The sequence below is a fragment of the Sphingomonas sp. genome, from assembly GCF_019242355.1.
Taxonomy (GTDB): Bacteria; Pseudomonadota; Alphaproteobacteria; order Sphingomonadales; family Sphingomonadaceae; genus Sphingomicrobium.
The window spans coordinates 1-26,444 of sequence record NZ_JAFAVR010000187.1; the positions used below are offsets into that span (position 1 = coordinate 1).

Genomic DNA, 26,444 nt, shown 5'->3' on the forward strand with positions numbered 1-26,444 from the left:
CCTCGCCGCACTTGCGGTGGGGCGTGGCAGCGCTCTCAGCTGGTACGTGGTTCTGGCGCCGGTCAGCAGCCTGATCGTCGGCCTTGTCCTCGCTCGCCGCGTTCCCCCCATCGAAAGCGAAGGCGAACCCGCGCGTACGTTGACGCAGGCCGCGGACCTGGTGAAACTGGGGCTGCCGTTCATGATGGCGGGGCTTGCCAGCAACGCGGCCCTTCTCCTCGTGCGCACGGTCCTGCTTGACCGGCGCGGCGCCGCCGAGCTCGGCCTCTTCGCGGCGACCTGGACGATCTCGACGACCTATGTGAGCTTCATCCTCCAGGCGATGAGCACCGATTATTTCCCGCATCTGTCGGCGATCATCGAGGATCGCCCGGCAGCCAATCGTTTGATCAATGACCAGATCGAGGTTTCCGTCCTGCTTGCGCTTCCACTGCTCCTGCTCACCGTCGGCTGCGCGCCGTGGATGCTCCATTTCGCTTATTCGGCCGCATTCGTCGGTGCGGCGGACTTGCTGCGCTGGCAGGTGGCGGGCGATCTCTTCAGGATTTTCAGCTGGCCGCTTACCATGTCGATGCTCGCGGCGGGTCGTGGCAGGACCTTCCTTCTGACGGAAGCGGGCGCGTCATTCTTCTATACCGCCACTGTCTTCCTGCTGGTCGACCGGCTTGGACTGGCGGCCGCCGGCGTCGCTTACGTCCTCATGTACGCCGGCCATTGCTCCATTCTGCTCATCCTTACGCGGCAGGCGCATGGGTTCCGGCTTGATGCTGCGGTTCGCTTGCACGCGCTGATTGGCGGCGCATGCCTCGCGCTGCTTACGGCCGTGGCCTTCTGGTCTGCCACGCTGGGGACCTGGATCGGACTCCCGGCAGCGGTTTCAGCAGGCTATTTCTCGGTGAAGCGGTTGCGGCGCCTGAACGCGCTTCCTTCCCGCGTCGAGGCGATGATCGATGCGATCGCGCGGCTTTCGCGAACGGGCGCGGCCGGTACGCGCTGATGCTGCTCGTCTTCGGCATATTGGCGAATGGCGGCATCCAGACCCTGATAGTCCGGATTGCCAATCATCTGGCCGGGCTGGGCAAGCCGGTGGCAGTCTGCTGCGAATATGGGCCGCTCGTGGAGCTGCTCGATCCAGGGGTCGAGCTGCTCTTGTGGACCGACCCTCGCGACGCGCCCAAGCTGGCTGTGTCCTGGATGCGGCAACAAGCAGCGCCGATAACCATCGTCAGCTTCGATCCAATCTCGGCGGCCATGGGCCTCGGCATCGAGACGCGGCTGCCTCCTGGCTCGCCGCTCGTCCACATCTCGGGAGTCTACCACCAGCGCGCCTATTTCATGACCGGCGAGCGGCGCGACCGGGTGCTCCTCAATCGCCTCGTCGCGCGCGCAGTCGGCTGGCAGCGGCTGTTCTTCCAGAATGCCGAGACGCGCGACGGCCATCGCCGCCTGTTCGGCGCAAGTCTCCGGGAAAGCGCCATCATCCCACTCGGGGTCGCCGAGCGGCAATCGCGATGGGTGGATCGCGGGGAGCGGAACCTGCGCATCGTGTCGGTGGGCCGGCTGGTGGACTTCAAGGCCTATAACGTCGGCGCTCCACAGATCGTCAGGACGGCGCTCGAAACGGGTCGCTCGCTGAGCTGGGATATCTACGGGACCGGCCCATTGGAGGACGTCATCCGGTCCGAGATCGAGCGTCAGGACGTCCCGTCCCAAGTCCGCGTCATGGGCGAGCTTCCCTATGCCAGGTTCGATGCCACCGTCGCCGACTATGATCTGTTCGTCGGCTGCGGCACGGCGGCGCTCGAAGCGGCAATGGTCGGCGTGCCCGTGATCGGCGTGGCGGACAGCTCGCGAGATGGATCCTATGGCTTCCTTCACGAGCTTCCGTTCGGGAACACGGGAGAGCTCCAGGATCATCTGCCCACGCACCGCATCGGCGCGCTGATCGAGCGGTTCAGGGAAGCAAGCGCAGCCGAGCGCCAGGCGCTCTCGGAACAATCGCGAGGAGCCGCTCTTCGTTATGGCATGACTGAGACGGTTAGGATGCTGGAAACGCTGGCCGGATCGAGCACCACCTCCAGTTCGCGATTGCGCAAGTGGTTGGTCGCCAGGCTCTACGAAGCCGCGACGCAGTCCGCACCGATCCGCTATGTGAGGAAGCTGCGCGCCCGCTGTTGAGAGCGTCCAGGCCGCTCTCTTCCCGAGCTAGTTCAGGAGCAGTTCCGAGTAGCGCTCGATCATCGCCGGACCGGCCATCTCGGCGGCCCTCGCGCGCACGCGATCGGGCTGCGGCGGCTCATCGAACGCGGCCTCGATCGCCCGGGCGAGTGCGTCTTCGTCGCCGCAGGGCACAAGCCGTCCGTACCGGCCGCCGTCGAGCATTTCGCCGGGACCGCTGATGCAATCCGTGCTGACGATCTTTAATCCTGCATGCATCGCTTCGGCCAGGACCAGCGGGAATCCTTCGTAATCGGAAGACAGCACAAAAATGTCGGCCGACGCCAGGTAAGGCCAGGGATCCACTGCGAACCCGGGCATGATGACCCGGTCGGCAATGCCCAGCTCGGCCGCGAGCGCTTCGAGCGGCCCCCGCAACTCACCTTCGCCGAGCATCAGCAGAGTAGCCTTGCTGTCGCCAACCCGCGCGAATGCGCGCAGCAACAATGCGTGGTTCTTCTGCGCCTTGAACGATCCAACGGTGATGAGGCGCGGGTGGCCGCCTTTCCAAAGACGTTCGATCGCGGGAGTGCCCGAGACATCGTCGGGCGGCGAGATTGGATTGTAGATGACGTCAAACGTGTCGAGCGGAATGCCGCTGAGGTCGGCAAGGTCTTCGGCTGCGAGCTTGGAGCATTGGATGCGCACGTCGGCGCGCGGATAGGTCATCCGAGCTGTCCAGCGCAGCAGGCGGCGCTGCGATCCTTCTGGAATCTGCTGCGACAAGGCGTTCTGGTCGCTGACCACCAGCTTCGCGCGCGACCGCGCAACACGGTGGGCGATGACGGCGATCACGGTAACCGGCCACATCACCGCATGCACGACGTCGGGTTTTTCCGTGCGAAGATATTTGACGAGATTCGGAAGCGCGTGGCGAAAGCGATGTTTCCTGAAACTGATCACTCGGACGGCGGCGGGAACGAGCTCCAGCAGCTCGCCGCCCTCCTGGAGCAGAACGATGTCGACCGCATGTCCCTTGTCGGCAAGATCCGTCGCGGATGCCAGCGCCACGCGTTCCGCCCCTCCGCCGCGAAGGTTGGGAAGGATGATTGCAATCTTCCGGGAGGGACCATCAGCCATTCGCTCGTACCTGCTGCCAGGCCCACGCGGTCGCGACGATCGAATCCACATCGCTGCGATCGGCGACCCAGTCGAGCTCCGCGCGGGCGCGGGCGACGTCGCTAACGAGGATGGCGGGGTCGCCGGGCCGCCGCGGGCCGATATCATGGGGCACGGAGCGACCGGTCGTGCGCTCGACCGCGGCGAGGATATCGCGGACGCTCACGCCGGATCCCGTGCCGAGATTGTAGGCGCGCATCGCGCCGTGATTGCCGAGACGCTCCAGAGCGCGAACGTGAGCGGCGGCAAGATCCTCGACATGGATGTAATCGCGAACACAGGTGCCGTCCGGGGTTGGATAATCATCACCGAACACCGTCAGCGGCGCCCCTCTGCCGCTCGCCGCGTCCAGGGCCAGGGGAATGAGGTGCGTCTCGGGATCGTGGCACTCGCCGATCGCACCGTCCCTGCTCGCCCCGGCGGCATTGAAATAGCGCAGCATCGTCGACTTGAGGCCGTGCGCCCCGGCGAAATCGGCGAGCATCTGCTCCACCATCAGCTTCGACTTGCCATAGGGATTGATCGGCTGCTGCGGCTGGTCCTCGGTAATCGGCACCTTTGCCGGCACGCCATAGGTCGCGCAGGTGCTGGAAAAGACCAGCCTGTCGATGCCGTGGCCAAGCATTGCTTCGACAAGGCTCAGCGTACCGCAGACGTTGTTGCGATAATATTTGCCCGGGTCGCTGACCGATTCGCCGACATAGGCAAAGGCTGCGAAATGCATCACCGCGATGGGCTGGTGGGTAGCGATGACCGCATCGAGACGGCCGCGATCGGCAATGTCACCGCGCTCGAGCGGACCCCAGCGGACCGCTGCCTCCTGGCCATGTACGAGATTGTCATAAGCGACCGGCAGATAGCCCGAGGCCGCAAGCGCCTTGCACGCGTGGGCTCCGATATAGCCGGCACCCCCCGTCACGAGCACCGCTCCTCGTCCGTCCTGCGTCACGTCCTGCCTTTGAAATCGTCGATCGTGCGCTTGAGGCCGTCGTCGAGCGGCACGGCCGGCTCCCAGCCCAGGATTTCCCGGGCGAGGCGGATGTCCGGATTGCGCTGGCGAGGGTCGTCGGCTGGGAGCGGGACATGTGTGACCTCGGAAGTGCTGCCCGTGAGCTCGATGACCAGGGATGCAAGCTCCGCCATCGAGAACTCGACCGGATTTCCGAGGTTGATTGGCCCGGTGACGTCCTCCGGGCTATTCATCAGGCGGACGAGGCCGTCGATAAGGTCGTCGACGTAGCAGAAGCTGCGCGTCTGAGTGCCGGCGCCGTAGAGCGTGAGCGGCTGACCGCTCAGCGCCTGGACGATGAAATTGGAGACGACCCGACCGTCGGCGGGGTGCATTCGCGGCCCATAGGTGTTGAAGATCCGCGCCACCTTGATGCTCAAACCCAGCTGGCGATGGTAATCGAAGAACAGGGTTTCCGCGCAACGCTTGCCCTCGTCATAGCAGCTGCGCGGACCGATCGGGTTCACATGCCCCCAATAGTCCTCGGTCTGCGGATGCACGGAGGGATCGCCATAGACTTCGCTGGTGGAAGCCTGGAGGATCTTGACGCCGAGCCGCTTGGCAAGGCCGAGCATGTTGATCGCACCGTGGACCGACGTCTTCGTCGTCTGGATCGGATCGTGCTGATAATGCACAGGCGACGCCGGGCACGCCAGATTATAGATTTCGTCGACCTCGACGAAGAGAGGGAAAGTAACGTCGTGCCGGATCAGCTCGAAGCGGTCATGCTTCATCAAATGCGTGATGTTCGACTTGTCGCCGGTAAAGAAATTGTCGGCACATAGGACTTCGTGGCCGTCCTTTATTAGGCGATCGCACAGGTGTGAGCCCAAAAACCCTGCGCCGCCCGTAACGAGGACGCGCTTCCGGCTGTTGTATACGCGAGCCATGGCACGGCCTTACACGCTACCAACATCAGCGCAATCCTGCCCTGAGCACTGCCTACAGGCGCGGCGCGGAATGTGGCGTCGGGGAGCGTGACAATGGCCAATCGGTCGGCCACCACTATGGACTCCACCGGGAGGGCTGGCAATTTTGCCTCAGGACGACAAGGCCGCTTCGACTCGGCCCATCCTCTACATCAGCTATGATGGGCTTACGGACCCGCTAGGCCGCTCGCAGATCCTGCCCTATCTCGTCGGCTGCGCGCGGCGGGGGTACCGTATCCACATCCTGAGCTGCGAAAAACCGGGTCGTTTCGAGCGCGACCGGGCGCGCGTACGGGCGATCTGCGACGCCGCAGGGATCGGCTGGCACCCCCTTCCCTATCACAAGGCGCCGCCCGTCGTTTCGACCATGGTCGACCTTGCCATTCTGCGGCGGGAGGCGACCAGGCTCCATCGCACCCACAGGTTTGGGCTCGTGCACTGCCGAAGCTACATCGCCGCCGCCGCCGGTCTCGATCTCAAGCGCCGGTTCCGGGTGCCGTTGCTGTTCGACATGCGCGGTTTCTGGCCCGAGGAAAAAACGGAAGGCGGCAGCTGGAACCTCGCCAACCCGTTTTTCCGGCTGGTCTATCGCTATTTCAAGCGGCTGGAGAGCGTGCTGCTGCGCACGTCCGATGCCGTTGTCATCCTGTCGCGGGCGGGCAAGGCGCAGCTGCTGCGCCGGCCGGAACTCGCCGGACGCTCGAACGCGATCAGCGTGATACCCTGCTGCGTCGATTTCGATCACTTCCCGCTTGCCGATGCGGCGCGTCGGGCAGAGGCGAGGACGCAGCTTCGCATCCCCGACGACGCTGCGGTGCTCGTCTATCTCGGCTCGCTGGGCACCTGGTACATGCTGCCTGACATGCTGGACTGCTTCAGTGTCTATCGCGAGCGCCATCCCGGCGCGCGATTCCTGTTCATCACGCTCGACGATCCGAGCTTCATCCGCATTGAGGCAGCACAGCGTGGAATTGCGAACGATGAGATCGTCGTCAGTCCCGCCTCGAGGGAAGATGTGCCGCTATTCCTCACCGCCGCGGACCTCGGCATCTCCTTCATCCGGCCGGTCTTCTCGAAGATCGCGAGCTCGCCGACCAAGATGGGCGAAATGCTGGCAGCTGGTCTACCGATCATTGCCAATTCGGGAATCGGAGACATCGGCGAGATCGTCGGCGAGACGGAGTGCGGCGCCGTCATCGAGAGCTTCCATCGCCAGGGCTACGAGCGTGCGCTCGACGGGATCGAGCGTTGCTCCGTTTCCGCCGAACGGCGACGCGAGCGAGCCACGACGATCTACGACGTCCAGCTTGGGATCGACGCTTATGACCGACTTTATCAGCGGCTCTTGGAGGCGTGAGCGACAGGCATCGGCCGCGACCCGGCTGCCGAGCGAATAACTTCGACCACGCGCGGTGCGTGGGCCTGGAGCGAATAGTCCGCGACTGCGCGGCGGCGGCCCTCCGCCCCCATTCGAGCGCGCGTGCCGGAGTCCGCGAGCAACCTGTCGAGGGCGTCGCGCCATTCCGAATGGCTGCTTGCCAGCAAGCCGCTGACGCCGTCCTGCACAATCTCACGATTGACGCCCACAGGCGATGCAACCACGGGAAGCCCGCAGGCCATGTACTGGATCAGCTTGTATCCGCTCTTCCCTCGCGCCCAGGGATCGTCCGGAAGCGGCATGATGCCGATGTCCATGCGCTGTATCTCCGCGACTTCGCTGGCCTCCGACCAATCCACGAACTCGAGCGCGCTAGTGTCTCGCGAATGTCCGCCCGCGCCAGCACCAACGATCAAAACCCGCGCGCGCCGGGCAAGAACCATCTCCTCGAGGATGGGCAGCAGCGGATGCATATATTGCCAGGTTGATGGCGAGCCGATCCAGCCGATCACGGGCGGAGCAACGCGCTCGCCAGCGGCCGGGACATAGCGGTCCGTGTCCACGGTTGTCGGCACGATGATGCTGTTCGCGCAATATTGCGCCGCATAGTCACGAAGGTAGGCATTGCCGCAAGTGCAGGCGCTCGCAGCCCTCAGCAGCGGTTCGAGCTTGCCGCCGAGCATCGCACGCACGAGCGGACTGCGGTGATAATCGTAGGCGTGAAAGAAGGCGTCGTCGAAATCGACGACGATTGGGCGGCGACGAGCGATTAACATCCGTTCGAACGCCGCGGGCAGATGCGGAAACAGCTCGGCATAGACCCAAACGGCGTCCCCGAGCGGTCCAAGCGCGATCTCGCGCAGGCGGCGCAGGTAATCCTGTCCGATCCGGGTCGGCGCATAACGCCGTCCCCCCGCGATGCTGGCGACATAATCGTCCCCGAGGAGCGGCCGATAATCGACGTCGACCCCCGCTTGCTCGAGAGCCGGGACATATTGCAGCAGCCGCTGCCGCGTACTGGCCGCGAGACGATCGTATCGCGCAAATGCGGTCAGGCGCAGCGTCATTCGGCGTGCCCGGCGAGAAGCCTCGACACGATGTTGCGCACCGAGATCCTCCAGCCGGGCAGCCGGGTGCCGAAATCCGCTTCGAACCGGCTGCAATCGAGCACCGAGTTCCTTGGACGAAGGGCAGCCGTCGGCCACTCCGCGCTGGTAACCGGCACAACGCCGGCGGACGGCGCTCCGGCGCGGCGGCACTCATCCATGATCTCCGATGCGAGCTCGAACCAACTGGCGGCGCCCGCGCCCGCGACGTGATAGGTCTGTCCGAGGTTCACTGCGCCGGTGCCGACGCCATCGGCCATGGCGAGGATCGCGTCTGCGAGGTCCAGGGCAGACGTTGGCCGACCGCGCTGATCGTCGACGACGCGAAGCACGTCCCGCGATCGCGCAGCCTCCACGATCGTCTTCGCGAAATTGCGCCCGAACGGGCTGACGACCCACGACGTACGGATAATGAGGTGCCTGGGATTTGCTCGCCGGACCATGTCCTCGCCCGCCGCCTTCGAGGTGCCATAGACATTGAGCGGGCGGATAGCGTCATCCTCGCGCCACGGCCGGCCCCTCGTCCCGTCGAACACATAGTCCGTTGAAAGCTGGATGATTGCGGCATCGACATCCGCGGCGGCCGCTGCCACCTCTCCTGCCGCCTCAGCGTTGATCCGCCAGGCATGTTCGCGCTCCGCCTCTGCCAGATCGACGTTGGTGAAGGCCGCGGCGTTGACGACCATGTCCGGCGAGGCATCGCGTATCGCCGCAGCGACAGAACCGGGCACGCTAAGGTCGGTCTGGGGACGGGAGGCAAACATGAGCGAGATGTCGCTGCGCCCCGCGCCACGTTCCTTCAGGCTGAGCGCGACCTGGCCATGAGCGCCGGTTACAAGAAGCCGCATCAGGCGGCGCCGAGCCGCTGCCCGGCATAACCCTGTTCGCGGATCGGCCGCCACCACCATTCATTTTCGAGAAACCAGTCGACAGTCCCCTTGATCCCGTCCTCGAAGGACATGGTGGGGGTCCAATCCAGGTCGCGTTCGATCTTCGAGCAGTCAATTGCATAGCGAAGGTCATGACCGGGCCGGTCGCTGACGAAGCTGATGAGGTCACGATAACTGCCGTCCGCTCGTGGACGGCGTGCATCGAGTGCGTCGCAGATCGTCTGCACCACGCTCAGGTTGCTGCGCTCGCAGCGGCCGCCGACATTATAACTTTCGCCGACGGCGCCGCGCGTGACGATAAGCTCGAGAGCGCGCGCGTGATCCTCGACATGCAGCCAGTCGCGAACGTTCTCGCCGCGCCCGTAGACCGGCAGTTCCTGCTCCTCGAGCGCATTGAGGATCGTCAGCGGGATAAGCTTTTCGGGGAAGTGGTAGGGCCCGTAATTGTTCGAGCAATTCGATAGCACGACTGGCAGGCCGTAGGTGCGGTTCCACGCGCGCACGAAATGATCCGCCGATGCTTTCGACGCCGAATATGGCGAGGAAGGATCGTAGCGGGTCTGCTCCGTGAACTGTTCGTGGTCGAATCCCAGTGCGCCGAAAACCTCGTCTGTAGAGATGTGGTGGAATCGAAACCGGTCCGCCGCAGCTTTATCCAGCGTACGCCAATAGCGCAGCGCGGACTGGAGCAATCGAAAGGTGCCGACCACGTTGGTCTCGAGGAATTCCGCCGGACCATCGATCGAGCGGTCGACATGAGTCTCCGCGGCGAGATGCATGATGGCGTCGGGCCGCGCGTCCGCAAGAATCCTCCCAATCGCCGCCTGGTCGACGATATCCGCCTGGTGGTACCGGTAATTCGCAGCTCCCTCGACGTCCCGCAGCGATGCAAGGTTGCCCGAATAGGTCAGCTTGTCGATGTTGGTGACTTCGTAGCCTTCGGCGACCAGCCGGCGGACGACCGCGCTCCCGATAAAGCCCGCGCCGCCGGTCACGACGATCCGGCGGATGGTCAAGCGAGCTCTCCGATCTCGCGAAGCGAGGGAGCCGCGCGGTCCTTCGCCGAAATCGTCAACTCGCCTCCGACAGTCGGCCAATCGACCCCGATCTCAGGGTCGTCAAAACGGATCGCCCGGTCGCAGTCCGCGGCATAAGGCGCCGTCGCCTTGTAGAGCACTTCGCAATCCTCCTCGAGCGTCAGGAAGCCGTGCGCGAACCCTTCTGGAATGAAGACCTGGTTCCATGCCTCCGCTGAGACGACAAGCCCCACCCACCTGGAAAACGTCGGCGAGCTCCGTCGGATATCCACCGCGACGTCGAAGATCGACCCGCGCGACACGCGCACCAGCTTCGCCTGGGCAAAAGGCGCGAGTTGAAAGTGGAGACCGCGAAGCACGCCCTTGGCGCGGGAAAAGGAGTGATTGTCCTGAACGAAATGCGCGTCGATGCCCAGGTCCGCGAGCGCGTCTTCCCGCCACACCTCGGAGAAGAACCCGCGCTCGTCCTGGTGCCGCGCCGGCCGCAGTTCCAGAACGCCTGGAAGCGCGAGCGGGCGAATCTCAGGCGAGCTCATGCTCGTCCGCTCGTCGCCGCAGATAGGCGGCGTAATCGGTCTTCCCGAGCCTTTCGGCGCGCCGCCTCAGGTCTTGCGGCGACAGATAGTGGAGCTCCAGCGCGATCTCCTCGAGGCACATGATCTTGAAGCCCTGGCGTTGCTCGATGGTGCGGACGAATGAACCGGCATCGTGAAGGCTTTCGTGCGTGCCGGTGTCGAGCCACGCGTAACCGCGGCCGAGGCGCGTGACCCGCAAGTCCCCTCGACGCAGATAGGCCGCGTTGACGTCGGTGATCTCGAGTTCGCCGCGAGCCGAGGGCCGCAGCCCCGCGGCGATGTCGAGCACATCGTTGTCGTAGAAATATAGGCCCGTGACCGCCCAACTCGACTTCGGCACGTCCGGCTTCTCCTCGAGCGAGATCGCGGTGGAGGTGCCGGGATCGAACTCGACAACCCCGTACCGCGCAGGATCGTCGACCATGTAGGCGAAGACCGTCGCCCCCCTGTTGGCCGAGGCAGCCTCGCGAACAGCCTCCGTCAGGCCCGCGCCATAGAAGATGTTGTCGCCGAGGATCAGCGCGACGGAGCTCTCGCCGACGAAATCGCGGCCGATGAGGAACGCTTCGGCAAGACCGCGAGGCTCGTCCTGCACAGCATAGCTCAGCGTGATTCCATAGTCGCTGCCGTCGCCGAGCAGGGCCTCGAACCTCGGCGTATCGGCGGGGGTCGAGATCAGCAGGATCTCGCGGATGCCGGCGAGCATCAGGACGCCAAGCGGGTAATAGATCATCGGCTTGTCGAACACCGGCAGCAGCTGCTTCGAGACAGCAAGCGTCGCCGGATAAAGCCGGCTGCCGCTGCCACCGGCGAGGATGATGCCCTTCACGCAAAACTCCCAGCCAGCAACGGCGCGCGTAATGCTGCATACAGACCCGCCGCGTTCGACGGCAACTCGGAAAAGTGCGGTCGCCCACCCCTTCGATCGGCCGCTTGCGACGCGTTGCCCAAAGATGATGCCAGCCGGGAACGACCATGTTACCTGCCGGCAACTGCCATTTCACGGATAAGGTCGCGACTTGTTTCCCTATTGGGCGGTGTTCGCCCTCTTCGCCCTCGCCGCCGCCGTCGAGAAGCCCTGGTCGGAAGGGACGCGCACGCGCCCGCTCGCGTTCCTCGCGACAGGCATCTTTCTGACCCTGTTCATCGGCCTGCGCTACTGGGTCGGCGGCGACTGGATCGAATACCAGGCCTGGTTCGACATGGCCGCGTACACCCCACTGGCAAACACGCTCGGGGAACAGGATCCCGCCTATCAGTTCCTGAACTGGTTCGGCCAGCGGATGGGCGTCGGGATCTGGTTCGTGAACCTTGTCTGCGCCGTGGTCTTCACTTGGGGCCTGCTCCGGCTCGCGCGCACGCAGCCGCGGCCGTGGATGGTCATGCTGCTCAGCGTGCCCTACCTGATCACGGTCGTCGCGATGGGCTATACGCGGCAGGCCGTCTCGATCGGCCTCGCAATGGCGGCGATGGCAGACGTGATCAACGGCGCCCGAGTGATCCGGGCGATTGGCTACATCGCCGTCGCCACCTTCTTCCATAAGACGGCGCTGGTGGTGCTGCCCCTGCTCGCTCTCGCGACGGGGGAGAGCGTGCTCTGGACGCTGGCGACCGTCCCCCTTGCCGTCTACGGCCTTTTCCAGACCTTCCTGGCACCATCGCTAGACCATCTGGTCGCGGGCTATCTTGACACGCAATATGCATCGTCCGGCGCGGCGGTCCGGGTGTCGCTGGTGATGCTCGGCGCGATCATCTTCCAGCTCTACAGGGGGAGCCTGGGGTTCACCGATAGAGAATCGATCCTGATGCGGAACCTCTCGCTTGGTGCCTACGCCTGCCTGGCCCTCCTGTTTATCCTCCCGTCTTCGACAGTGGTCGATCGTCTCGGTTTGTATCTCATTCCGCTCGAGCTGCTGGTCCTCGCACGCGTACCGTCGAACCTGGTCAGCGAAGGCATCGGCAAGGCATGCGTAATGGCGCTGGCGTTCGCCGTGCTGTTCGTCTGGCTGACCCAGGGATCCTTTTCCGGAGCGTGGATTCCCTACCGCAATTATCTCGTCGAGCTCTATCAGGGCACGCTGTGACGCCGCTCAGATGGCCCCGCGAGACCACGCTGCGAATTTTCGCCTGGGTCCTGCTTGGCTGCCAGTGCGCGGGCGCCCTCGTCCTCATGCCGCCCGTGCGAGGGGATGCGCCGGATTATCTGCGCCTCGCCAAGGATCTCGCACGTGGCTCGTTCGGGACGGCTTCCTGGCCCGAAGCAATGCGCCCCCCCGGCTATCCGCTGTTCCTGTGCGCGTTTCACAATCTCCTCGGAATGCCTCCCGGGATCATCTCCGCCCTCCAGCTCCTGATGTACCTGGGGAGTATCTGGCTGGTCGCCCGCTTCCTTAAGCGTAAGGCCGGAACCATTTTCCTGCTCATCGCTGCGATCTACCCCTTCACTGCCTTCTACGCCTCCGCGATCATGGCGGAAGCGATTGCGACCCTACTGCTGACGATGATAGCGCTGCTGATCGCCGACGAGAGCTGGCGCCGGCTCCTGATTGCGGGCGCACTTGCCGGCCTGCTCACCCTGTTCAGACCCGATTTCGTCCTGTTGCCGTTCGCAATCGCGCTCGGCGTCATCGGTAAGCGCCCGGCAAGGGCTCTAGCGGCGATTGGCGCGGCTGCCCTTGTGATGCTGCCCTATGCGGCCTGGAACGAAGTCACGTTCGGCAAGCCGTCGCCCATCCCGGTCGCGGGGGCCATCGGTTCGTCACTTTACCTCTCGACTTGGCAGGACAGGGTCTCGCTCGACGGTCTCAATGCCCTTTATGCGGGGCAAGCAACACCCGAGGCGCGGAGAGCCGGCCTGATCGCCGAAGTGACCCAGCTGAACCGCAGCATCGGCGCGCCCGACCTGACAGCCCCTTGGAACCCCGCCGATTACAGCTCGCTTGCGCAGGAACGCGCATCCGTCACGGTCTTCCAAAATGCAGCGATCCAGCGGATCGAAGCCGACCCGAGCTTTTACGCGCGGCACGTTGCGCTCAACGTCTGGCGTCTGTGGAATTCATCCACTTACCCGGCACTGCCATTGCTGCTCGCGCTAGTCTCCGCGATCGTGACGCTTCTCGGCTTCGCGGGCGCCGCTTTGACCATTCGCCGCCCGGAGCTCTCCGTCACTCGTGCGCAGGTCCTGATGCTTCTTTACCTGCCACTGGTCCACGCCGGGTTGCACACAGAGGCTCGTTACACCGCCGCGGCGAGACCGCTGCTCGTCATGTTCGCAGCGATCTTCATCGAGCGCATTGCTGGATTCTTGCTGACAGGCCGTCTGCCGGCCGAAGTCCAAACTGGTGCCCCTGGTCCGACTCGAACGGACACTCCGGTTAGGAACTCGATTTTGAGTCGAGCGCGTCTACCATTCCGCCACAGGGGCCTTCCCGCCCGCTAACCGAGCACCGCCGCCGGAGCAACCTCCGCGCGGTGTGAGGCGGAGTTCACGGAGCATCCGGGCGGGCCCCGCGTTTGCGAAGGCATCCTTCCAGCCCCGGGGTGCACGCATGAAAACCGCTGATTTCTTCGTCGAGCGACTGAAGGCCTGGGGCGTCAAGCGAATCTTCGGCTACTCCGGCGACGGCATCAACGGCGTCATCGGCGCGATCCAGCGCGATGGGACGATCGATTTCGTCCAGCCGCGCCATGAGGAGATGGGCGCATTCATGGCCGTCGCCCACGCCAAGTTCACCGGCGAGCTTGGTGTCTGCCTGGCCACCGGCGGCCCCGGCGCGACGCACCTGCTGACTGGACTTTACGACGCACAGCTCGACCACATGCCGCTGCTAGCGATCTGCGGGCAGGCGGAAGCGACGGTGCGCGGCGGCAGCTACCAGCAGGAGCTCAACCTCGACCGGGTTTTCGCCGACGTCGCCGCCTACGTGCAGGAGGCCAGCAACCCCGCCCAGCTGCGACATGTAACCGACCGGGCAATTCGGCTCGCGATCGCCCGTCGGAAGCCGTCAGTCATCATCATCCCCAAGGACGTGCAGGAAGAGCCGTTCGAGGAACCCAAGCGCGCGCACGGCTTCACCCGTTCCGGGTCCGGCTATTCGCGGCCGGTCGTCGTCCCAGAGGACGCGGACCTGCGCAAGGCAGCGGAAGTCCTCAACGCCGGCAAGAAGGTCGCTATCCTGATCGGCGCCGGCGCCGTGCACGCGGTCGACGAGGTGCTTGCAGTCGCGGAAGCGCTGGGCGCGGGCATCGCCAAGGCGCTGCTCGGCAAGTCGGTGCTTCCCGATGACCTCCCGTTCGTCACCGGCTCGATCGGGCTGCTGGGAACCAAGCCAAGCTCGGATCTCATGAACGAGTGCGATACCTTGCTGATGATCGGCACGGGCTTTCCCTGGTCGGAGTTCCTGCCCAAGGAAGGCTCCGCGCGGGCAGTGCAGATCGACATCGACCCGGCGATGCTGTCGCTGCGCTATCCCTGTGAGGTGAACCTTCACGGCGGCGCAGCCGAGACGCTTCGCCTCCTGCTTCCGATGCTGCGCCAGAAGCAGGACCGTGCCTGGCGCGACACGATCGAAGGCTGGCTCAAGGATTGGTGGCAAACCCTAGATGCCCGCGCTCACACCGCCGCTCACCCTGTCAACCCGCAACGCGTGATATGGGAAATGTCCCCTCGCCTGCCGGACAATGCGATCGTCACAAGCGACAGCGGCTCCTGCGCCAACTGGTATGCTCGCGATTATCGGGTGAAGCGCGGGCAGATGGCCTCATTGTCAGGCGGCCTTGCATCGATGGGTGCCGCCGTGCCCTATGCCATCGGCGCGAAGTTCGCCCATCCCGACCGGCCAGTCATCGCGCTGGTCGGAGATGGCGCAATGCAGATGAACAATATGGCCGAGCTCATCACCATCGCCAAATATTGGCAGCGCTGGCAGGACAAGCGGCTTATCACCTGCGTTTTCAACAACCAGGATTTGAACGAGGTGACCTGGGAGCAACGGGTGATGAACGGCAACCCGCGCTACGATGCGAGCCAGGACATCCCCGACGTCCGCCACTCCAAGTTCGCCGAGATGATCGGCCTGACGGGCATCTTCGTCGACGATCCCGAGCAGCTCGGCCCCGCCTGGGACGAGGCGCTGGCGGCGGATCGCCCCGTGGTGCTGGAGGTCAAGACCGACCGCGAGATTGCACCCCTGCCCCCGCACGTGACGCTCAAGGAAGCCCGCAAGTTCATGAGCTCGCTAGCGAGGGACGATGACGCCGGCCACGTGATCAAGGATACCGCGCGGCAGGTTTTCAATGCCGTCTTCGACCGTAGCGACGCGGACTAGTTTCGCGGCGGCTGGCGACGGTAGCTGAGAGCCTCCGCGACGTGGATACGGCCGACCTGCTCTGCACCGGCAAGGTCCGCGATGGTCCTCGACACTCTGAGCACGCGGTGAAAACCCCGCGCTGATAGGCGCATTGCGGCGGCGGCGTCGGCAAGAAGCTTGCGTCCCGGCTCGTCGGGGGTCGCAACCTGGTCGAGCAGCTCGCCGTCGGCCTCGGCATTGGTCCGGGGGCCATGCCCATTGAAGCGATCCGACTGACGCTGGCGAGCGGCGGCGACGCGAGCGGCGACCTCGGCGCTCCCTTCGGCCGCCGGCGGCAACGTGAGGTCGGCAGCGGAGACGCCCGCTACTTCGACATGGAGGTCGATTCGGTCGAGGAGCGGGCCGGAGACCCGCGCCTGGTAATCGGCGGCGCAGCGCGGCGCCCGGCTGCAGGCGAGAGCGGGGTCGCCGAGATGACCGCAGCGGCAGGGGTTCATCGCCGCGATGAGCTGCACCCGTGCCGGAAAGGTTACGTGGGTGCTTGCCCGGGCGACGCTGACGCAGCCGGTCTCGAGCGGCTGACGGAGCGAATCGAGAACAGGCCGCTGGAACTCTGGAAGCTCGTCGAGGAACAGAACGCCAAGATGTGCCAGGCTGATCTCGCCCGGCCGGACCTTCAGACCACCACCGACGAGTGCCGGCATCGAGGCGCTGTGGTGCGGTGAGCGGAAGGGCCGCTGACGCCGGATTCTACCGCCGCCGAGCTCTCCGGCGACCGAAGCCACCATCGACACTTCCAAGGCCTCGGCCGGCTGAAGTGGCGGCAATATGCCTGGCAGGCAGGCGGCGAGGAGCGATTTGCCGGAGCCGGGCGGGCCGCTCATGAGCAGATTGTGGCCGCCGGCCGCGGCGATCTCCAGCGCGCGCTTGGCGACTTCCTGTCCCTTCACGTGCGCGAGATCGGGGCCGCCACCGGGAGCGTCAGCGTCCGCGGCAGGAGGGGTCGCGAGCAGGCTGTTCCCGCGAAGGTGCGACAGCAGTGCAAGAAGGTCGGGCGCCGCGAGCACTTCGAGTTGCCCCGCCCACGCCGCCTCGCTGCCCTGCGCCGCCGGGCAGATCAGCCCTTTGTCGAGTGAGGACGCATGAAGAGCAGCGAGCAGCACTCCGGGCGATGCGGCGATGCGTCCGTCAAGGCAGAGCTCTCCGACCGCGACATAATGCGACAGCCCCTCGGCGTCGGTGGCGCCGATTGCGGCCAGCAGGCAGAGCGCGATCGGAAGGTCGAAGTGCGAGCCTTCCTTGGGCAGGTCCGCCGGGGACAGGTTCACCGTGATTCGCTTGGGCGGCAACGCGAGGCCGATCGCCGCGAGAGCGGCATGGACCCGCTCCCGGCTTTCGGCGACCGCCTTGTCTGGCAGGCCGACGATGGTGAACTTTGGCGTCCCCGCCGAAAGCTGCACCTGCACTTCGACCGAGCGCGCCTCGAGGCCGAGATAAGCGACAGTAGCGACGGTCGCGGCCATCAGGCCCCGCCCCTACGACACGCAAGACTGAACAGACGTCCCCCTAGCTCGGCATCCTGGAGTTAGCCTGCTCCTGCCCGTCCCCGCAAGGTGCAAGCTCGCCGCCGCCGGCGATCCGCCATCGTCAGGCGAGGACCGGGCTCCTCGCGGCGATCGGTTCCGAACTATGGGCCCCGTCGAACCTGTAGCCGAACCGCTCGATGTCTTCGGCGTAGAAGCTGCCCACCAGCTCGCGGAGACGAAGGTCGTAATAGTCCTGGTACGGGCGCCCCTTGCCCCCTGCCTTCGACGCGCCGCCGGCGACCAGCTGCCTCAATCGCGCGAAACGGCCGTGATGCGACGACGAATTGCAGTGGGGGAGCGGCATGTCGATGCGGAGCCGCTCGGCTACGCTCGTGAAATCCTTGCGAAGCGTTTCGAACCTCCCGACGAAGTCGACGATGATCTGGCCGCGGTCATCCGTAAGATAATCGCTCTGCGGGATGATGTGGATTCCGCCGGCCCAATAAGTGTCGGCGCGGTGCAGGCTACCCTCGGCGAAGTCGGCGAACCCCACCTTCCCCTCGAGCTTCAGGTATCGGTACTCCGAGACCAGCCTGTCCCACGGGTTCCGGACAAAACCGAACTTGTAGTAGCGGTCGAACGCCGCTTGGTCGACATAACCGTGGTGCACATAATCCCTCGCCCTCAGATGGCCGAGTCGCTCTGGGCCTTTTGCAGGATCGAAATTGTGCTTGAGAAGCAGAGGCTCGCGAGTCTGCCACGTGAGGCCAAGTAAATTGAGAAACAGGGTCTCGACGCTTTGGCCGCCCGTCTTCGGAATGTGCACGAAGATGCACTCATGCTGTGCTGAGATCATGTCTAGTTCCCCGTTAGACAGCATTACTCTACCGTCTTTGGAGCAAGATTGTCTCGCAAATATTTTCCGGAAGTGGGACAGTCAGCGGGCCAGCCGGATCTTTGGCGCAAAGCAAAGGGCGGCGGCGTCTTTTGACACCGCCGCCCCGCTGCTATCCGGATGGAAGAAGGGTTAGAGCGACTTCGAAACGTTGCTGAACGTCGAGCTCAGCTTCGAGCCGATCGCGGTCATAGCGCCAATCGCGGCAACGGCGATGAGAGCAGCGATCAGGCCGTACTCGATGGCAGTCGCGCCCTTCGAGTTCTTCATCAGCTTGAGGAACTTGGTCATGGTCTTGTCTCCTTGGTTCAGGGGGAGATGCGCCCCCCGTCGCTGTCCGAGCGACCGGTGAACTCTGGAGCAATGATGTTGACGCGCAGTTAGGAAACGCGGTTACCGCCCCGTTACCGAAGTTAATCGGTCGAGGCTTGAAGAACCCGGAAGGGCTCGATTCGCCGCTCCGGTCATCTCTTACTATCGTTCGTTAGTTAACGATCGGTGTAGGCCGGGTACGACGTAGGATCGGCAACGCTTTTTGTTTGCCTCGCCGCGGCTCAAATGGGACAGATGGTCTCGCAATGCCACAACACTCTCCCGCTTAAGGACTAATCCGCAGGTGAGCAGGATCTTCGTCGCCGACGATCATCCATTGATCCAGGCGGCGGTGCAGTCGCTGCTGGCCAGCGGCGGACACGAGATCGTGGGGGCTGCGGCAACCGTGGACGAGGCGATCGCCGCAATTCCCATATCGGGCGCCGAGATCGTTCTGCTCGACGTGCAGATGCCCGGCGGCTCTGGCCTGCAGGTGCTCAGTAGCCTCAGGGCAAAAGGGCAATCGGTTCCAACCCTTCTACTGACGGCGCGGGCGACTGACGAGGTCATCCGCGAGGCGGTGGCGCTCGGCGTCCGTGGGGTGCTGATGAAGACGTCGGAGCCGACGCTGCTCCTCGACGCACTCGAGGCGATCGCCGCCGGCGAGACCTGGATCGACCCGGCGATCCGCGGCCGGGTCGACAGTATCTCGGCTCCGGGCAGCCGGCGCCGGGCGCTGACCGAGCGGGAGCGGCTACTTGTCCAGTTGGTTGGCGATGGCCTCACTAACCGCGAGATCGCCGCCCGGCTCGACACCACCGAGGGGACGGTAAAAGCCTATCTCCACGCTTTGTTCGACAAGGTCGGCGTCGACAGCCGGACCGAGCTTGCGATGCGCGCAGCCGACCTCACCTGAGGCGCAGGTCGCCCGAGGCAAGGAACAGCCTTGCCCCGCCATCCATTGATGCGGATCAGATCCCTCAAAGGAGCGGCACAATGGATATCGGGTCCCTGTTGAACCAGGCTGGCGGCGTCGGCGCGATTGCGCAGGAGCTTGGAGTCGATCCCTCGACCGTCGAGCAAGGCGCCGGAGCGCTGCTCCCTCATGTCGTCAACGGCGTCGAGAACCAGGGCCTTCCGCCCGCCGTGACCAATGCCGGGGCGACGGACACCCCAACTAGCGAGGCGGCGCAAGGCGGCCTCGGCGGGCTTCTCGGCGGCCTGATGGGCGGCGGCGGCGGATTGGGCGGCGGGGTGCTCGGGAGCCTTATCGGCGGGGGTATCGGCAACCAGGTGCTCGGCCACATCTTTGGGTCAAAGGACACCAGTCGCGACGTCGCCGCGCAAGCTTCCCAGCAGAGCGGCGTCGACACTAGCGTCCTCAAGAAGCTGCTCCCGATCGTCGCTGGAGCCGTGGCAATGCATTACATCACGCATCGCGGTCAGGGCGGCGGAGCGGTCGGAGGTTCCGGCGGTGGCGTGCTCGGCTCTATCCTCTGATGCGCTGACTGCGATCTCGCACCTCGGCTTGCGGCGATCGAGAAGACGTAGACGAGCGCGTCTGATCCAGTCACTTGAATGGCGCCTCATCGATTGCCGTGATGCCTCGTGAACGGCGCAGCGCCGGCCGGGCGGTGCGGGGATCACCTGCGTTAGCCCATTCGTTCGGGGTTCCGACACCCCCGACGTTTCAGAATCCTTGCTCGATGCCGATGGTTATTGCGCGCGGACGTCCCCATTGCATCCAACCTCCAGCGAGGTTCGTCGGATCACTGGTGACGTAATGGGCGTTCGTCAGGTTGGTGAGGTCCAGCCTGATATCGGCAGGGCGATTGGCAATCGTTGCGTGATAGACCGCCGCCAATCCAGGCACGATGTAGGTCGAATGGCGATCTCCATCCGGCTCGCCTGTCCCCAGGGTACGAACCGTCCCGCTTGATACGAGCACATCCCCTGCCAGAGTGACCTTGCCGAGACGCTCCGTGAGGCCTCCGCTGAGCGTTACTGGCTTGTCGCTCGCAAGCGGAACGTAGCGATCGGCGGCCACGCTGACGATCGCCGGAGAGAAAAGGGCATCTCCCCCGACCAACGATCTGCCCGCAGCCTCCGACAGGGTCAGGTTCAGCCACGCGGTCATGCCGCGGCGGGCATAGGTGCCCGACATTTCGAGACCCTTCATTCGAGCACGTCTGAACACCAACGCAGTGGGTATCGCCAAGCCGATGGCTTCGTGCTCCGCGATATAATTGTGAGCAGAACGCACGTAGCCGTCCAAGCCGAGGGTGAACGGGCCGGTCTTCTCCTGAATACCCGCGTCGAAGGCATCATCTCGTTCATCCGGCGAATGCGTGCTGGCAGGCGGTTCGCCAAGTGGCGCAGCCGAAGCGTAGCGAGCATAGCCGACGTGCACCGTGAAGTTAGCGGGGGCAGCCCATACGAGGCTGGCTCGCGGCTCGACCTTTGGACTGCCCGCCAAGCCACGCAGCCACTCCATGCGAGCGCCCGGATTGAATGTCAGGCTGGGCAGCAGCTTCCATTCGTCCTGCGCGTAAATGCCAAGGGACGTTCGCGCCGCAACCGTGCGGAGGCCGGCGTGCTCAATCTCCCTGGCCGTGGATCGATCGGCGAGCAGGCCGAAACTCAAGGTGTGCGACTCCCCGATGGTGTCGCTGCCATCGATCTGGGTTCCCCGGGAGGTTCGCCGGTCGCGCGTCGTGTCGGTGAAGCTCGCCTGTTCCGATGCGACGCCCAGGAATGCCGAGGCTTGGAGCGTGAAGCCGCCATCGCTATGCTGAAAACTGGCAATGCCGTAGGCATCGCCCGTCGTTTCGCTCCCTGAACCGACGCTCGTCTTGCCGAACCGATCCCGTTCGTGGGAGCCGCCGAAAATCAGGGAGACGCGGTTCTCGTCATCGATGACATGGTCGGCAAAGCCGAGACCTTCGTCCGCAATCCGGCGTTCGCGAGCTCGATTGCCGAGCATGTCGCCAATGGTGGACCGCTCGCGCTCGATGCTGCCGGTCCCGAACAGGCTGGTGCGGTCGACAGACCCTGACCACTCCAGCGCGGGCTCGAGCATCCCGTCAGTGCCAGCGAAGAGCTCAGCCTGACCTCCATGCTGGTACAGTCCGTTCTTGGTCGTGATGCTGATCACTCCAGCAGGAGCGAAACCGAATTCCGCCGGAAGTGTGCCGGTAATCAGACGGGTGGTCTCGGCGAGGCGCGAGCTGAGCTGGTCCGCGGGGTCCGATATGGTCTCGGGAACGATGACATTGTTGATTCGGACCTGATTCACCGCCGCTCCGCGGATATCCAGGGTCCTGCCGGAGAGCGTCACTCCGGGCGCCTGCGTAAGAATGTCGACTACGCTTCCGGTCTCGCCACCCGGCCGGCTCTCGATCGCATCATTCGTGAGCGAATAGACCGTGGCACCGAGACCAGCATCGATCTGAGTCCTTGCCGCATCCAGTCTGTGTCCCGTGACCACGATTGTGGAGATGGGTTGGACCCGGCCCTCCGCGTCATCGTCATCGTCGGTGTCTTGACCCTCCGGCCTCGCTGCAGCCTTCGGCTTGTCGTCGTCGACATCCGAAGTTGGCGGAGGTCCCGGAGCGACATCGTCTTGAGCCGCCTTCCGTGCGCTGGCGGAGGGTCGTGCGGAATTTCGCAGCTCGCCGTCCTCGTCGGGCGGAGGAGCAAGGGAGGCGCCTAGAACCAAGGCAGCAATCAACACGGCCATGAGGCGGCCCTTGGCCACGCGCCGATGCACCCTCAAGTTTCAAAACCGCAATGAACGGCCGCGCTTCAGCCTGAGGGGAGGCTTCGCTAGCGGCGCGTGCGCAGCGGCAGGGAAATCCGAGTTTCGAACTTACAACGGGAACCGCCTAAACGAACTTCCATCCAGGCAATCGGTTCGGGGGCGACCTATCCTCGGCCGATCAGAAGGAAGCTGTCGCCCCGGACCGAGGTGAATGATCCCTTGTCGGTTATCGCGACGGGCGTTCCGTCATTGAGCGCCAGCCAATGGTGATCCTGTTCGTCCACAAGCTCTTCGATTAAATGCAGACGGCCAGTGGGGTCCGCTGCACGGTAGCGTGCAATCGTCATTTCCATGGCAGTTCTCCCACATTCTCCGGCAACGGACAGGGTCTCGTTTCGGGACGAAGATAACAGCTCGCTCTTGGAATCGTTCGGGTCTTTCTGCTCCACTTTGGTCGGAGTGAACGCGGGACTAGGTCACCGGATGGCCGCTCCGCCGCGGCCTGTGCGGCGACCTCACGCGTCGATCTCCTCCTCGTCGACCGCCGACGCTCGGGACTGGATGAATTCGAACCTTGGTGCCGGGTCGCGGCCCATCAGTCGATCGACGAGGTCCTTGACGGGCTGGCGGTCTTCGTAAGCTGCCGGGAGGGTGACGCGGAGCATGGACCGGGTGGCGGGGTCCATGGTGGTTTCCTTGAGCTGGCCCGGGTTCATTTCGCCGAGGCCCTTGAAGCGGCTGACCTCGACCTTCTTGCCCTTGAACTCTGCGGCCTCGAGTTCGGCGCGATGGGCGTCGTCGCGGGCGTAGAGGGTCTTGGCGCCGGCGGTGAGGCGGTAGAGCGGCGGCTGCGCGAGGAACAGGTGGCCGCGGCGGACGAGCTCGGGCATTTCCTGGAAGAAGAAGGTCATCAGCAAAGTCGCGATGTGGGCGCCGTCGACGTCGGCGTCGGTCATGATGATGATCCGCTCGTAACGCAGCGCCTCCTCGCTGAACTTGTCGCGGATGCCGCAGCCGAGCGCGAGCTGAAGGTCGGCGATTTCCTGGTTGGCGCGGATCTTGTCGGCGGACGCGGATGCGACGTTCAGGATCTTGCCGCGGATCGGCAGGATCGCCTGCGTCTTGCGGTCGCGGGCCTGCTTGGCCGAGCCGCCGGCGCTGTCGCCCTCGACGATGAACAGTTCGGTGCCGGCGGCGTCGTCGGTTGCGCAGTCGGTGAGCTTGCCGGGCAGGCGGAGCTTGCGGGCGGACGTCGCGGTCTTGCGCTGAACCTCGCGCTCGGCGCGACGCTTGAGGCGCTCCTCCATGCGCTCGAGGATCGAGCCGAGCAGCGCGCGTCCGCGGTCCATATTGTCGGCGAGATAATGGTCGAAATGGTCGCGGACCGCGGCCTCTACGAAGCGCGCGGCCTCGAGGCTGGTCAGGCGGTCCTTGGTCTGGCTCTGGAAGTGCGGATTGCGGATGAAGACGCTCAGCATCAGCTCGACGCCGTTGAAGACGTCGTCGGCGGTGATGTCCTTCGCCTTCTTGTTGCCGACGAGATCACCGAACGCGCGGATGCCCTTGGTGAGCGCGGCACGCAGGCCCGCTTCATGGGTGCCGCCGTCGGGCGTGGGGATCGTGTTGCAATAATAGGACTCGCTGCCGTCGCTGTAGAGCGGCCAGGCGACGGCCCATTCGGCTGAGCCCTGCGGGGTGCCCTCGGCGTCGGCGGGAAAGTCCTGGCGGCCGGTGAACGGCTGATTGGTGACGGTAGGCCGCTCGCCGATCTGCTCCGCAAGGTGATCCGCAAGACCGTTGGCGAATTGGAAGACGGCGGTTTCGGGTACCTGGTCGGTGGCTAGCGAAGGGTCGCAGCGCCAGCGGATCTCGACGCCGGCGAAGAGATAGGCCTTGGAGCGGGCGAGCTTATAAAGGCGCTCCGGCGAGAATTTCGCGTCGCCGCCGAAAATTTCCGGGTCGGGCGTGAAGATGACGGTCGTGCCGCGGCGGTTTGGGGCGGCGCCGACGGTCTCCAGCGCCGAGGTGGCGAGGCCGCGCGAGAAGGTCTGGCGGTAGAGCGTCTTGTCGCGCGCGACCTCGATGATCGTCTCGGTCGACAGCGCGTTGACGACGCTGACGCCGACGCCGTGGAGGCCGCCGGAGGTGGAATAGGCCTTGCCTTCGAACTTACCGCCCGAATGGAGCATGGTCATGATAACCTCGAGCGCCGACTTGCCGGGGTATTTGGGGTGCGGGTCGACCGGCATGCCGCGGCCGTTGTCGGTGACGGTAAGGCGGTTGCCGGTGTCGAGCGTGACCTCGATGCGACTGGCGTGGCCGGCGACCGCCTCGTCCATCGAATTGTCGATGACCTCGGCAGCGAGGTGGTGGAGCGCCCGGTCGTCGGTTCCGCCGATGTACATGCCGGGACGGCGGCGGACCGGCTCCAGGCCCTCAAGCACCTCGATCGACGAGGCATCGTAGCTGTCAGGTGCCGAGGATGCGGCGGACGAGGCGAAAAGGTCGGACATTCGACACAGGGTATAGGACTGCCGTTTCAGCCGTGCCAAGCGCGCGGACTACGGTTTTCCACAGGTGTTGAGCGACGGGCTCCCAGGCGCCCGTCCGCGGCACGCCGCGGCGGGCTGTGGGCCGCTCGTCGACGCGAGACGTCGTTTCACCGAAGGCCCGAACCGTACGGCGAACACAGGCATGGGGTCCGACGAATTCCTAATGCTCGTCACCACCAGAGATGATGAATGCGCGCGGCGCGGGTCAGGCAGATCCCCGCATTCGGGAGAGAAACAATGGATGCTCGGAAAGTGGCATGCGTGGCGGCGGCGACACTCGTCGGAGCCCTTCTCATCGGTGCGGCAATCAACCCCGCCCAAGCGCAGACGACAGAAACGCGCCCCGTCACCGTCACTGCAAATGCCGACGAGACGACGCGGATCGTGCACTTCGGCGACCTCTCCCTCGCCACCCGCGAGGGCCGGCACATGCTGTTGCGGCGCGTGAGCTATGCGGTCGGACAGGTCTGCCTGCCGTATGGAGACGAGCACGATGCCTATCATCCGGGCGGCTGCAAGTCCAAGGCGTGGTCTGGAGCGAGACCGCAAATCCAGAGCGCGTTCGACCGGGCGCTGTCGGGCGAGTCCCTCGCCATGTCGATCGAAGTCTCGGCGGCGGCACGATGACATGATGGGCGCAGGGAGCGGGGATACGTTTGTTCTTCCCACCCGCTCGAGGAATCTGGTGGCCGGGCGCGAGCTCGGCCGCCGGTTCGTTCGGCCTTCCTCGGTATAGCTGTCGTCAACTAATCGCCCACTAAAACATGGTTAATTGCGCGCCCGCCTGCCGGGGTGCATAAGGCTCCTCCCGGGACGTCGAGTCGTTCTTCGTTCCGCCGAAACGGCCGTATGCAACGGACGTCATCCGGTACTGTGTGCAGTCGCGCTAACGACGGGTAATCCGCTTCAGTTCAGTCGGTTTCTTGCCATTCGCAGGGACGAAGAACATGGATGCCGTTCGATCGGTCGCCACCGATGACCTCCGTGTCATCATGTGCCTCGCCTTCGATCACCGTGCTCCCGCCTCACAGGTCACAGAATTTCGAAACAGGCTGATCGGATGCGAGGAAGTGGTGAGTTGCTGCGACTTGCAAGGCGCGTTCGATTTCATGATCGAATTGGCGCTTCCCGACCTGAAAGCCTATAATACGAAGCTTGAAACCCTGAAGGCGGACCTGGCGGCCCTGGTTGCGCGCTATGAGACGAACTTCGTCTGCAACCGGCTGGTGCGGGTATCACGGGCGAACGCCGACCGCGCGGTCTGGGTCACTTGCAAGAATGGCCTCAAGCGAATCGAGTCCTCCTTCGTCGACAAGGTCAAGGCGGACGGCGATTACATGTGCGTGCATGCCGGCGGCCATTGCTGGATGATCCACCTTACCATGAACGAGATCCTCGCGGAGTTGGGCTCGGACCAGTTCGTGCGCCTGCACCGATCGACGATCGTACGATCGACATTCATCGACCGCCTGATCCATGAAGGACATCTGTGGACGGCTCGGCTGAACGACGGCTGCGACGAACGCATCGCCCGAAGCCACGTTGCGGAGGTGATGAACAAGGTGAGGCGCAAGGCGCCGGCGGCGATCCCTTCGAACTAGCCCTGCCGCCACCGCGCTCCGATGCGCTCCAGCGGGCGGCGGACCTCGACCTCGATGCAGCCGGGAAGCTGGGCCGCGACATGTTCGGCCAGCGCTTCACCCCAGGCGAGGTGGTCGTCGAGATGGGTATGGTCGAGCGCCGCGAGCACGGCTTCGAGCTGCCGCTGGAGACCGCGCGCGTCCGTCTGAGCGAACCAGGCCCAGACTTCGTAGCTGTGCCCGTGAAGCA

General features: G+C 64.7%; 24 protein-coding genes and 1 tRNA gene. 9 read left to right on the forward strand and 16 right to left on the reverse strand.

Annotated elements, in window-relative coordinates; all coding sequences use genetic code 11:
• The coding region (locus tag JOZ79_RS09390; RefSeq protein ID WP_294073506.1) for an oligosaccharide flippase family protein at window positions 1–997 on the forward strand (997 nt) is incomplete at its 5' end.
• Window positions 997–2,178 (forward strand): hypothetical protein, encoded by a 1,182-nt coding sequence (locus tag JOZ79_RS09395; protein ID WP_294073507.1) that lies wholly within the window; start codon window positions 997–999, stop codon window positions 2,176–2,178. The genes JOZ79_RS09390 and JOZ79_RS09395, both read left to right, overlap by 1 nt.
• A gap of 27 nt (window positions 2,179–2,205) precedes the next feature.
• On the opposite strand, the gene JOZ79_RS09400 is transcribed toward JOZ79_RS09395, so the two are convergent.
• Genes JOZ79_RS09400 through JOZ79_RS09410 form a run of 3 tightly spaced genes read right to left on the reverse strand, consistent with a single transcriptional unit; the run spans window position 2,206 to window position 5,235 of the window.
• The gene (locus tag JOZ79_RS09400) at window positions 2,206–3,348 is read right to left on the reverse strand and encodes a glycosyltransferase (RefSeq protein WP_366514812.1); all 1,143 of its coding nucleotides are present in this window, start codon (window positions 3,346–3,348) and stop codon (window positions 2,206–2,208) included.
• Window positions 3,290–4,255, reverse strand: a complete 966-nt coding sequence (galE, locus tag JOZ79_RS09405; RefSeq protein ID WP_294073511.1) for a UDP-glucose 4-epimerase GalE — start codon at window positions 4,253–4,255, stop codon at window positions 3,290–3,292. Before galE ends, JOZ79_RS09400 begins: the two co-directional genes overlap by 59 nt.
• A 26-nt stretch (window positions 4,256–4,281) precedes the next feature.
• Window positions 4,282–5,235, reverse strand: a complete 954-nt coding sequence (locus JOZ79_RS09410) for a UDP-glucuronic acid decarboxylase family protein (protein WP_294073512.1) — start codon at window positions 5,233–5,235, stop codon at window positions 4,282–4,284.
• A gap of 145 nt (window positions 5,236–5,380) precedes the next feature.
• Between JOZ79_RS09410 and JOZ79_RS09415 the strand changes: the two genes are divergently transcribed.
• Complete coding sequence (locus tag JOZ79_RS09415; RefSeq protein WP_294073513.1) at window positions 5,381–6,631, forward strand: glycosyltransferase family 4 protein; 1,251 nt, start codon at window positions 5,381–5,383, stop codon at window positions 6,629–6,631.
• Here JOZ79_RS09415 and JOZ79_RS09420 read toward each other — a convergent pair.
• The 5 genes from JOZ79_RS09420 to rfbA are packed head-to-tail and all read right to left on the reverse strand — an operon-like array spanning window position 6,610 to window position 11,089.
• Window positions 6,610–7,719, reverse strand: a complete 1,110-nt coding sequence (locus tag JOZ79_RS09420; RefSeq protein ID WP_294073514.1) for a glycosyltransferase family 4 protein — start codon at window positions 7,717–7,719, stop codon at window positions 6,610–6,612. The two genes, JOZ79_RS09415 and JOZ79_RS09420, sit on opposite strands and share 22 nt — an antisense overlap.
• Window positions 7,716–8,606, reverse strand: coding sequence for a dTDP-4-dehydrorhamnose reductase (rfbD, locus tag JOZ79_RS09425; protein ID WP_294073515.1), 891 nt, complete (start codon window positions 8,604–8,606; stop codon window positions 7,716–7,718). The genes JOZ79_RS09420 and rfbD overlap by 4 nt, the downstream gene beginning before the upstream one ends.
• Complete coding sequence (rfbB, locus tag JOZ79_RS09430) at window positions 8,606–9,658, reverse strand: dTDP-glucose 4,6-dehydratase (protein WP_294073539.1); 1,053 nt, start codon at window positions 9,656–9,658, stop codon at window positions 8,606–8,608. The genes rfbD and rfbB overlap by 1 nt, the downstream gene beginning before the upstream one ends.
• A gap of 2 nt (window positions 9,659–9,660) precedes the next feature.
• A complete protein-coding gene (gene rfbC / locus JOZ79_RS09435; RefSeq protein WP_294073516.1) occupies window positions 9,661–10,221 on the reverse strand; it encodes a dTDP-4-dehydrorhamnose 3,5-epimerase in 561 nt (186 codons plus the stop codon).
• On the reverse strand, window positions 10,208–11,089 hold the full coding sequence (gene rfbA, locus JOZ79_RS09440) for a glucose-1-phosphate thymidylyltransferase RfbA (RefSeq protein ID WP_294073517.1): 882 nt from the start codon (window positions 11,087–11,089) through the stop codon (window positions 10,208–10,210). Before rfbA ends, rfbC begins: the two co-directional genes overlap by 14 nt.
• 190 nt (window positions 11,090–11,279) lie before the next feature.
• Between rfbA and JOZ79_RS09445 the strand changes: the two genes are divergently transcribed.
• Window positions 11,280–12,344 (forward strand): EpsG family protein, encoded by a 1,065-nt coding sequence (locus JOZ79_RS09445; RefSeq protein ID WP_294073518.1) that lies wholly within the window; start codon window positions 11,280–11,282, stop codon window positions 12,342–12,344.
• A 1,255-nt stretch (window positions 12,345–13,599) separates the two neighbouring features.
• Here JOZ79_RS09445 and JOZ79_RS09450 read toward each other — a convergent pair.
• Window positions 13,600–13,684 (reverse strand) — tRNA-Leu (locus tag JOZ79_RS09450).
• 124 nt (window positions 13,685–13,808) lie between these two features.
• Here JOZ79_RS09450 and JOZ79_RS09455 point away from each other — a divergent pair.
• Complete coding sequence (locus JOZ79_RS09455) at window positions 13,809–15,587, forward strand: thiamine pyrophosphate-requiring protein (protein ID WP_294073520.1); 1,779 nt, start codon at window positions 13,809–13,811, stop codon at window positions 15,585–15,587.
• Here JOZ79_RS09455 and JOZ79_RS09460 read toward each other — a convergent pair.
• From JOZ79_RS09460 to JOZ79_RS09470, 3 genes are all read right to left on the reverse strand, one after another.
• Window positions 15,584–17,092 carry a YifB family Mg chelatase-like AAA ATPase gene (locus tag JOZ79_RS09460; RefSeq protein WP_294073522.1) on the reverse strand — a complete coding sequence of 503 codons (1,509 nt, stop codon included), beginning with the start codon at window positions 17,090–17,092 and terminating at the stop codon, window positions 15,584–15,586. The genes JOZ79_RS09455 and JOZ79_RS09460 overlap by 4 nt on opposite strands.
• Before the next feature lie 124 nt (window positions 17,093–17,216).
• Window positions 17,217–17,951: a sulfotransferase family 2 domain-containing protein gene (locus JOZ79_RS09465; protein WP_294073524.1), complete on the reverse strand. Its 735-nt coding sequence runs from the start codon at window positions 17,949–17,951 to the stop codon at window positions 17,217–17,219.
• A 171-nt stretch (window positions 17,952–18,122) separates the two neighbouring features.
• Window positions 18,123–18,281 carry a Flp family type IVb pilin gene (locus JOZ79_RS09470; RefSeq protein WP_294073526.1) on the reverse strand — a complete coding sequence of 53 codons (159 nt, stop codon included), beginning with the start codon at window positions 18,279–18,281 and terminating at the stop codon, window positions 18,123–18,125.
• A gap of 325 nt (window positions 18,282–18,606) precedes the next feature.
• Here JOZ79_RS09470 and JOZ79_RS09475 point away from each other — a divergent pair, with 325 nt between their 5' ends.
• Together JOZ79_RS09475 and JOZ79_RS09480 are read left to right on the forward strand one after the other, a co-directional pair.
• Entirely contained in the window at window positions 18,607–19,218 is a 612-nt protein-coding gene (locus JOZ79_RS09475) for a response regulator transcription factor (RefSeq protein WP_294073527.1), read from the forward strand.
• Window positions 19,219–19,298: 80 nt separating this feature from the next.
• Window positions 19,299–19,802, forward strand: a complete 504-nt coding sequence (locus tag JOZ79_RS09480; protein ID WP_294073529.1) for a DUF937 domain-containing protein — start codon at window positions 19,299–19,301, stop codon at window positions 19,800–19,802.
• 190 nt (window positions 19,803–19,992) lie between these two features.
• On the opposite strand, the gene JOZ79_RS09485 is transcribed toward JOZ79_RS09480, so the two are convergent.
• The 3 genes from JOZ79_RS09485 to parE form a co-directional block, all read right to left on the reverse strand.
• Window positions 19,993–22,041 (reverse strand): TonB-dependent receptor, encoded by a 2,049-nt coding sequence (locus JOZ79_RS09485; protein ID WP_294073530.1) that lies wholly within the window; start codon window positions 22,039–22,041, stop codon window positions 19,993–19,995.
• Between the two features lie 185 nt (window positions 22,042–22,226).
• Window positions 22,227–22,415, reverse strand: a complete 189-nt coding sequence (locus tag JOZ79_RS09490) for a hypothetical protein (protein WP_294073531.1) — start codon at window positions 22,413–22,415, stop codon at window positions 22,227–22,229.
• Window positions 22,416–22,577: 162 nt separating this feature from the next.
• Window positions 22,578–24,575 (reverse strand): DNA topoisomerase IV subunit B, encoded by a 1,998-nt coding sequence (parE, locus tag JOZ79_RS09495; protein ID WP_294073533.1) that lies wholly within the window; start codon window positions 24,573–24,575, stop codon window positions 22,578–22,580.
• 300 nt (window positions 24,576–24,875) lie between these two features.
• Here parE and JOZ79_RS09500 point away from each other — a divergent pair, with 300 nt between their 5' ends.
• On the forward strand, window positions 24,876–25,241 hold the full coding sequence (locus JOZ79_RS09500) for a UrcA family protein (RefSeq protein WP_294073535.1): 366 nt from the start codon (window positions 24,876–24,878) through the stop codon (window positions 25,239–25,241).
• Between the two features lie 365 nt (window positions 25,242–25,606).
• The gene (locus tag JOZ79_RS09505; RefSeq protein WP_294073541.1) at window positions 25,607–26,215 is read left to right on the forward strand and encodes a LytTR family transcriptional regulator DNA-binding domain-containing protein; all 609 of its coding nucleotides are present in this window, start codon (window positions 25,607–25,609) and stop codon (window positions 26,213–26,215) included.
• Here JOZ79_RS09505 and JOZ79_RS09510 read toward each other — a convergent pair.
• On the reverse strand, window positions 26,212–26,444 hold a 233-nt coding region (locus JOZ79_RS09510; protein WP_294073537.1), incomplete at its 5' end, for a hypothetical protein. The two genes, JOZ79_RS09505 and JOZ79_RS09510, sit on opposite strands and share 4 nt — an antisense overlap.

Bases quoted from the DNA above. Each gene is read 5' to 3' on its own strand.
- JOZ79_RS09395 (WP_294073507.1), top strand. From the start codon at position 997: ATGCTGCTCGTCTTCGGCATATTGGCGAATGGCGGCATCCAGACCCTG.
- JOZ79_RS09400 (WP_366514812.1), bottom strand. From the start codon at position 3,348: ATGTGGATTCGATCGTCGCGACCGCGTGGGCCTGGCAGCAGGTACGAG.
- JOZ79_RS09410 (WP_294073512.1), bottom strand. From the start codon at position 5,235: ATGGCTCGCGTATACAACAGCCGGAAGCGCGTCCTCGTTACGGGCGGC.
- JOZ79_RS09420 (WP_294073514.1), bottom strand. From the start codon at position 7,719: ATGACGCTGCGCCTGACCGCATTTGCGCGATACGATCGTCTCGCGGCC.
- rfbD (WP_294073515.1), bottom strand. From the start codon at position 8,606: ATGCGGCTTCTTGTAACCGGCGCTCATGGCCAGGTCGCGCTCAGCCTG.
- rfbC (WP_294073516.1), bottom strand. From the start codon at position 10,221: ATGAGCTCGCCTGAGATTCGCCCGCTCGCGCTTCCAGGCGTTCTGGAA.
- JOZ79_RS09455 (WP_294073520.1), top strand. From the start codon at position 13,809: ATGAAAACCGCTGATTTCTTCGTCGAGCGACTGAAGGCCTGGGGCGTC.
- JOZ79_RS09460 (WP_294073522.1), bottom strand. From the start codon at position 17,092: ATGGCCGCGACCGTCGCTACTGTCGCTTATCTCGGCCTCGAGGCGCGC.
- JOZ79_RS09465 (WP_294073524.1), bottom strand. From the start codon at position 17,951: ATGATCTCAGCACAGCATGAGTGCATCTTCGTGCACATTCCGAAGACG.
- JOZ79_RS09470 (WP_294073526.1), bottom strand. From the start codon at position 18,281: ATGACCAAGTTCCTCAAGCTGATGAAGAACTCGAAGGGCGCGACTGCC.
- JOZ79_RS09480 (WP_294073529.1), top strand. From the start codon at position 19,299: ATGGATATCGGGTCCCTGTTGAACCAGGCTGGCGGCGTCGGCGCGATT.
- JOZ79_RS09485 (WP_294073530.1), bottom strand. From the start codon at position 22,041: ATGGCCGTGTTGATTGCTGCCTTGGTTCTAGGCGCCTCCCTTGCTCCT.
- JOZ79_RS09490 (WP_294073531.1), bottom strand. From the start codon at position 22,415: ATGGAAATGACGATTGCACGCTACCGTGCAGCGGACCCCACTGGCCGT.
- parE (WP_294073533.1), bottom strand. From the start codon at position 24,575: ATGTCCGACCTTTTCGCCTCGTCCGCCGCATCCTCGGCACCTGACAGC.
- JOZ79_RS09505 (WP_294073541.1), top strand. From the start codon at position 25,607: ATGTGCCTCGCCTTCGATCACCGTGCTCCCGCCTCACAGGTCACAGAA.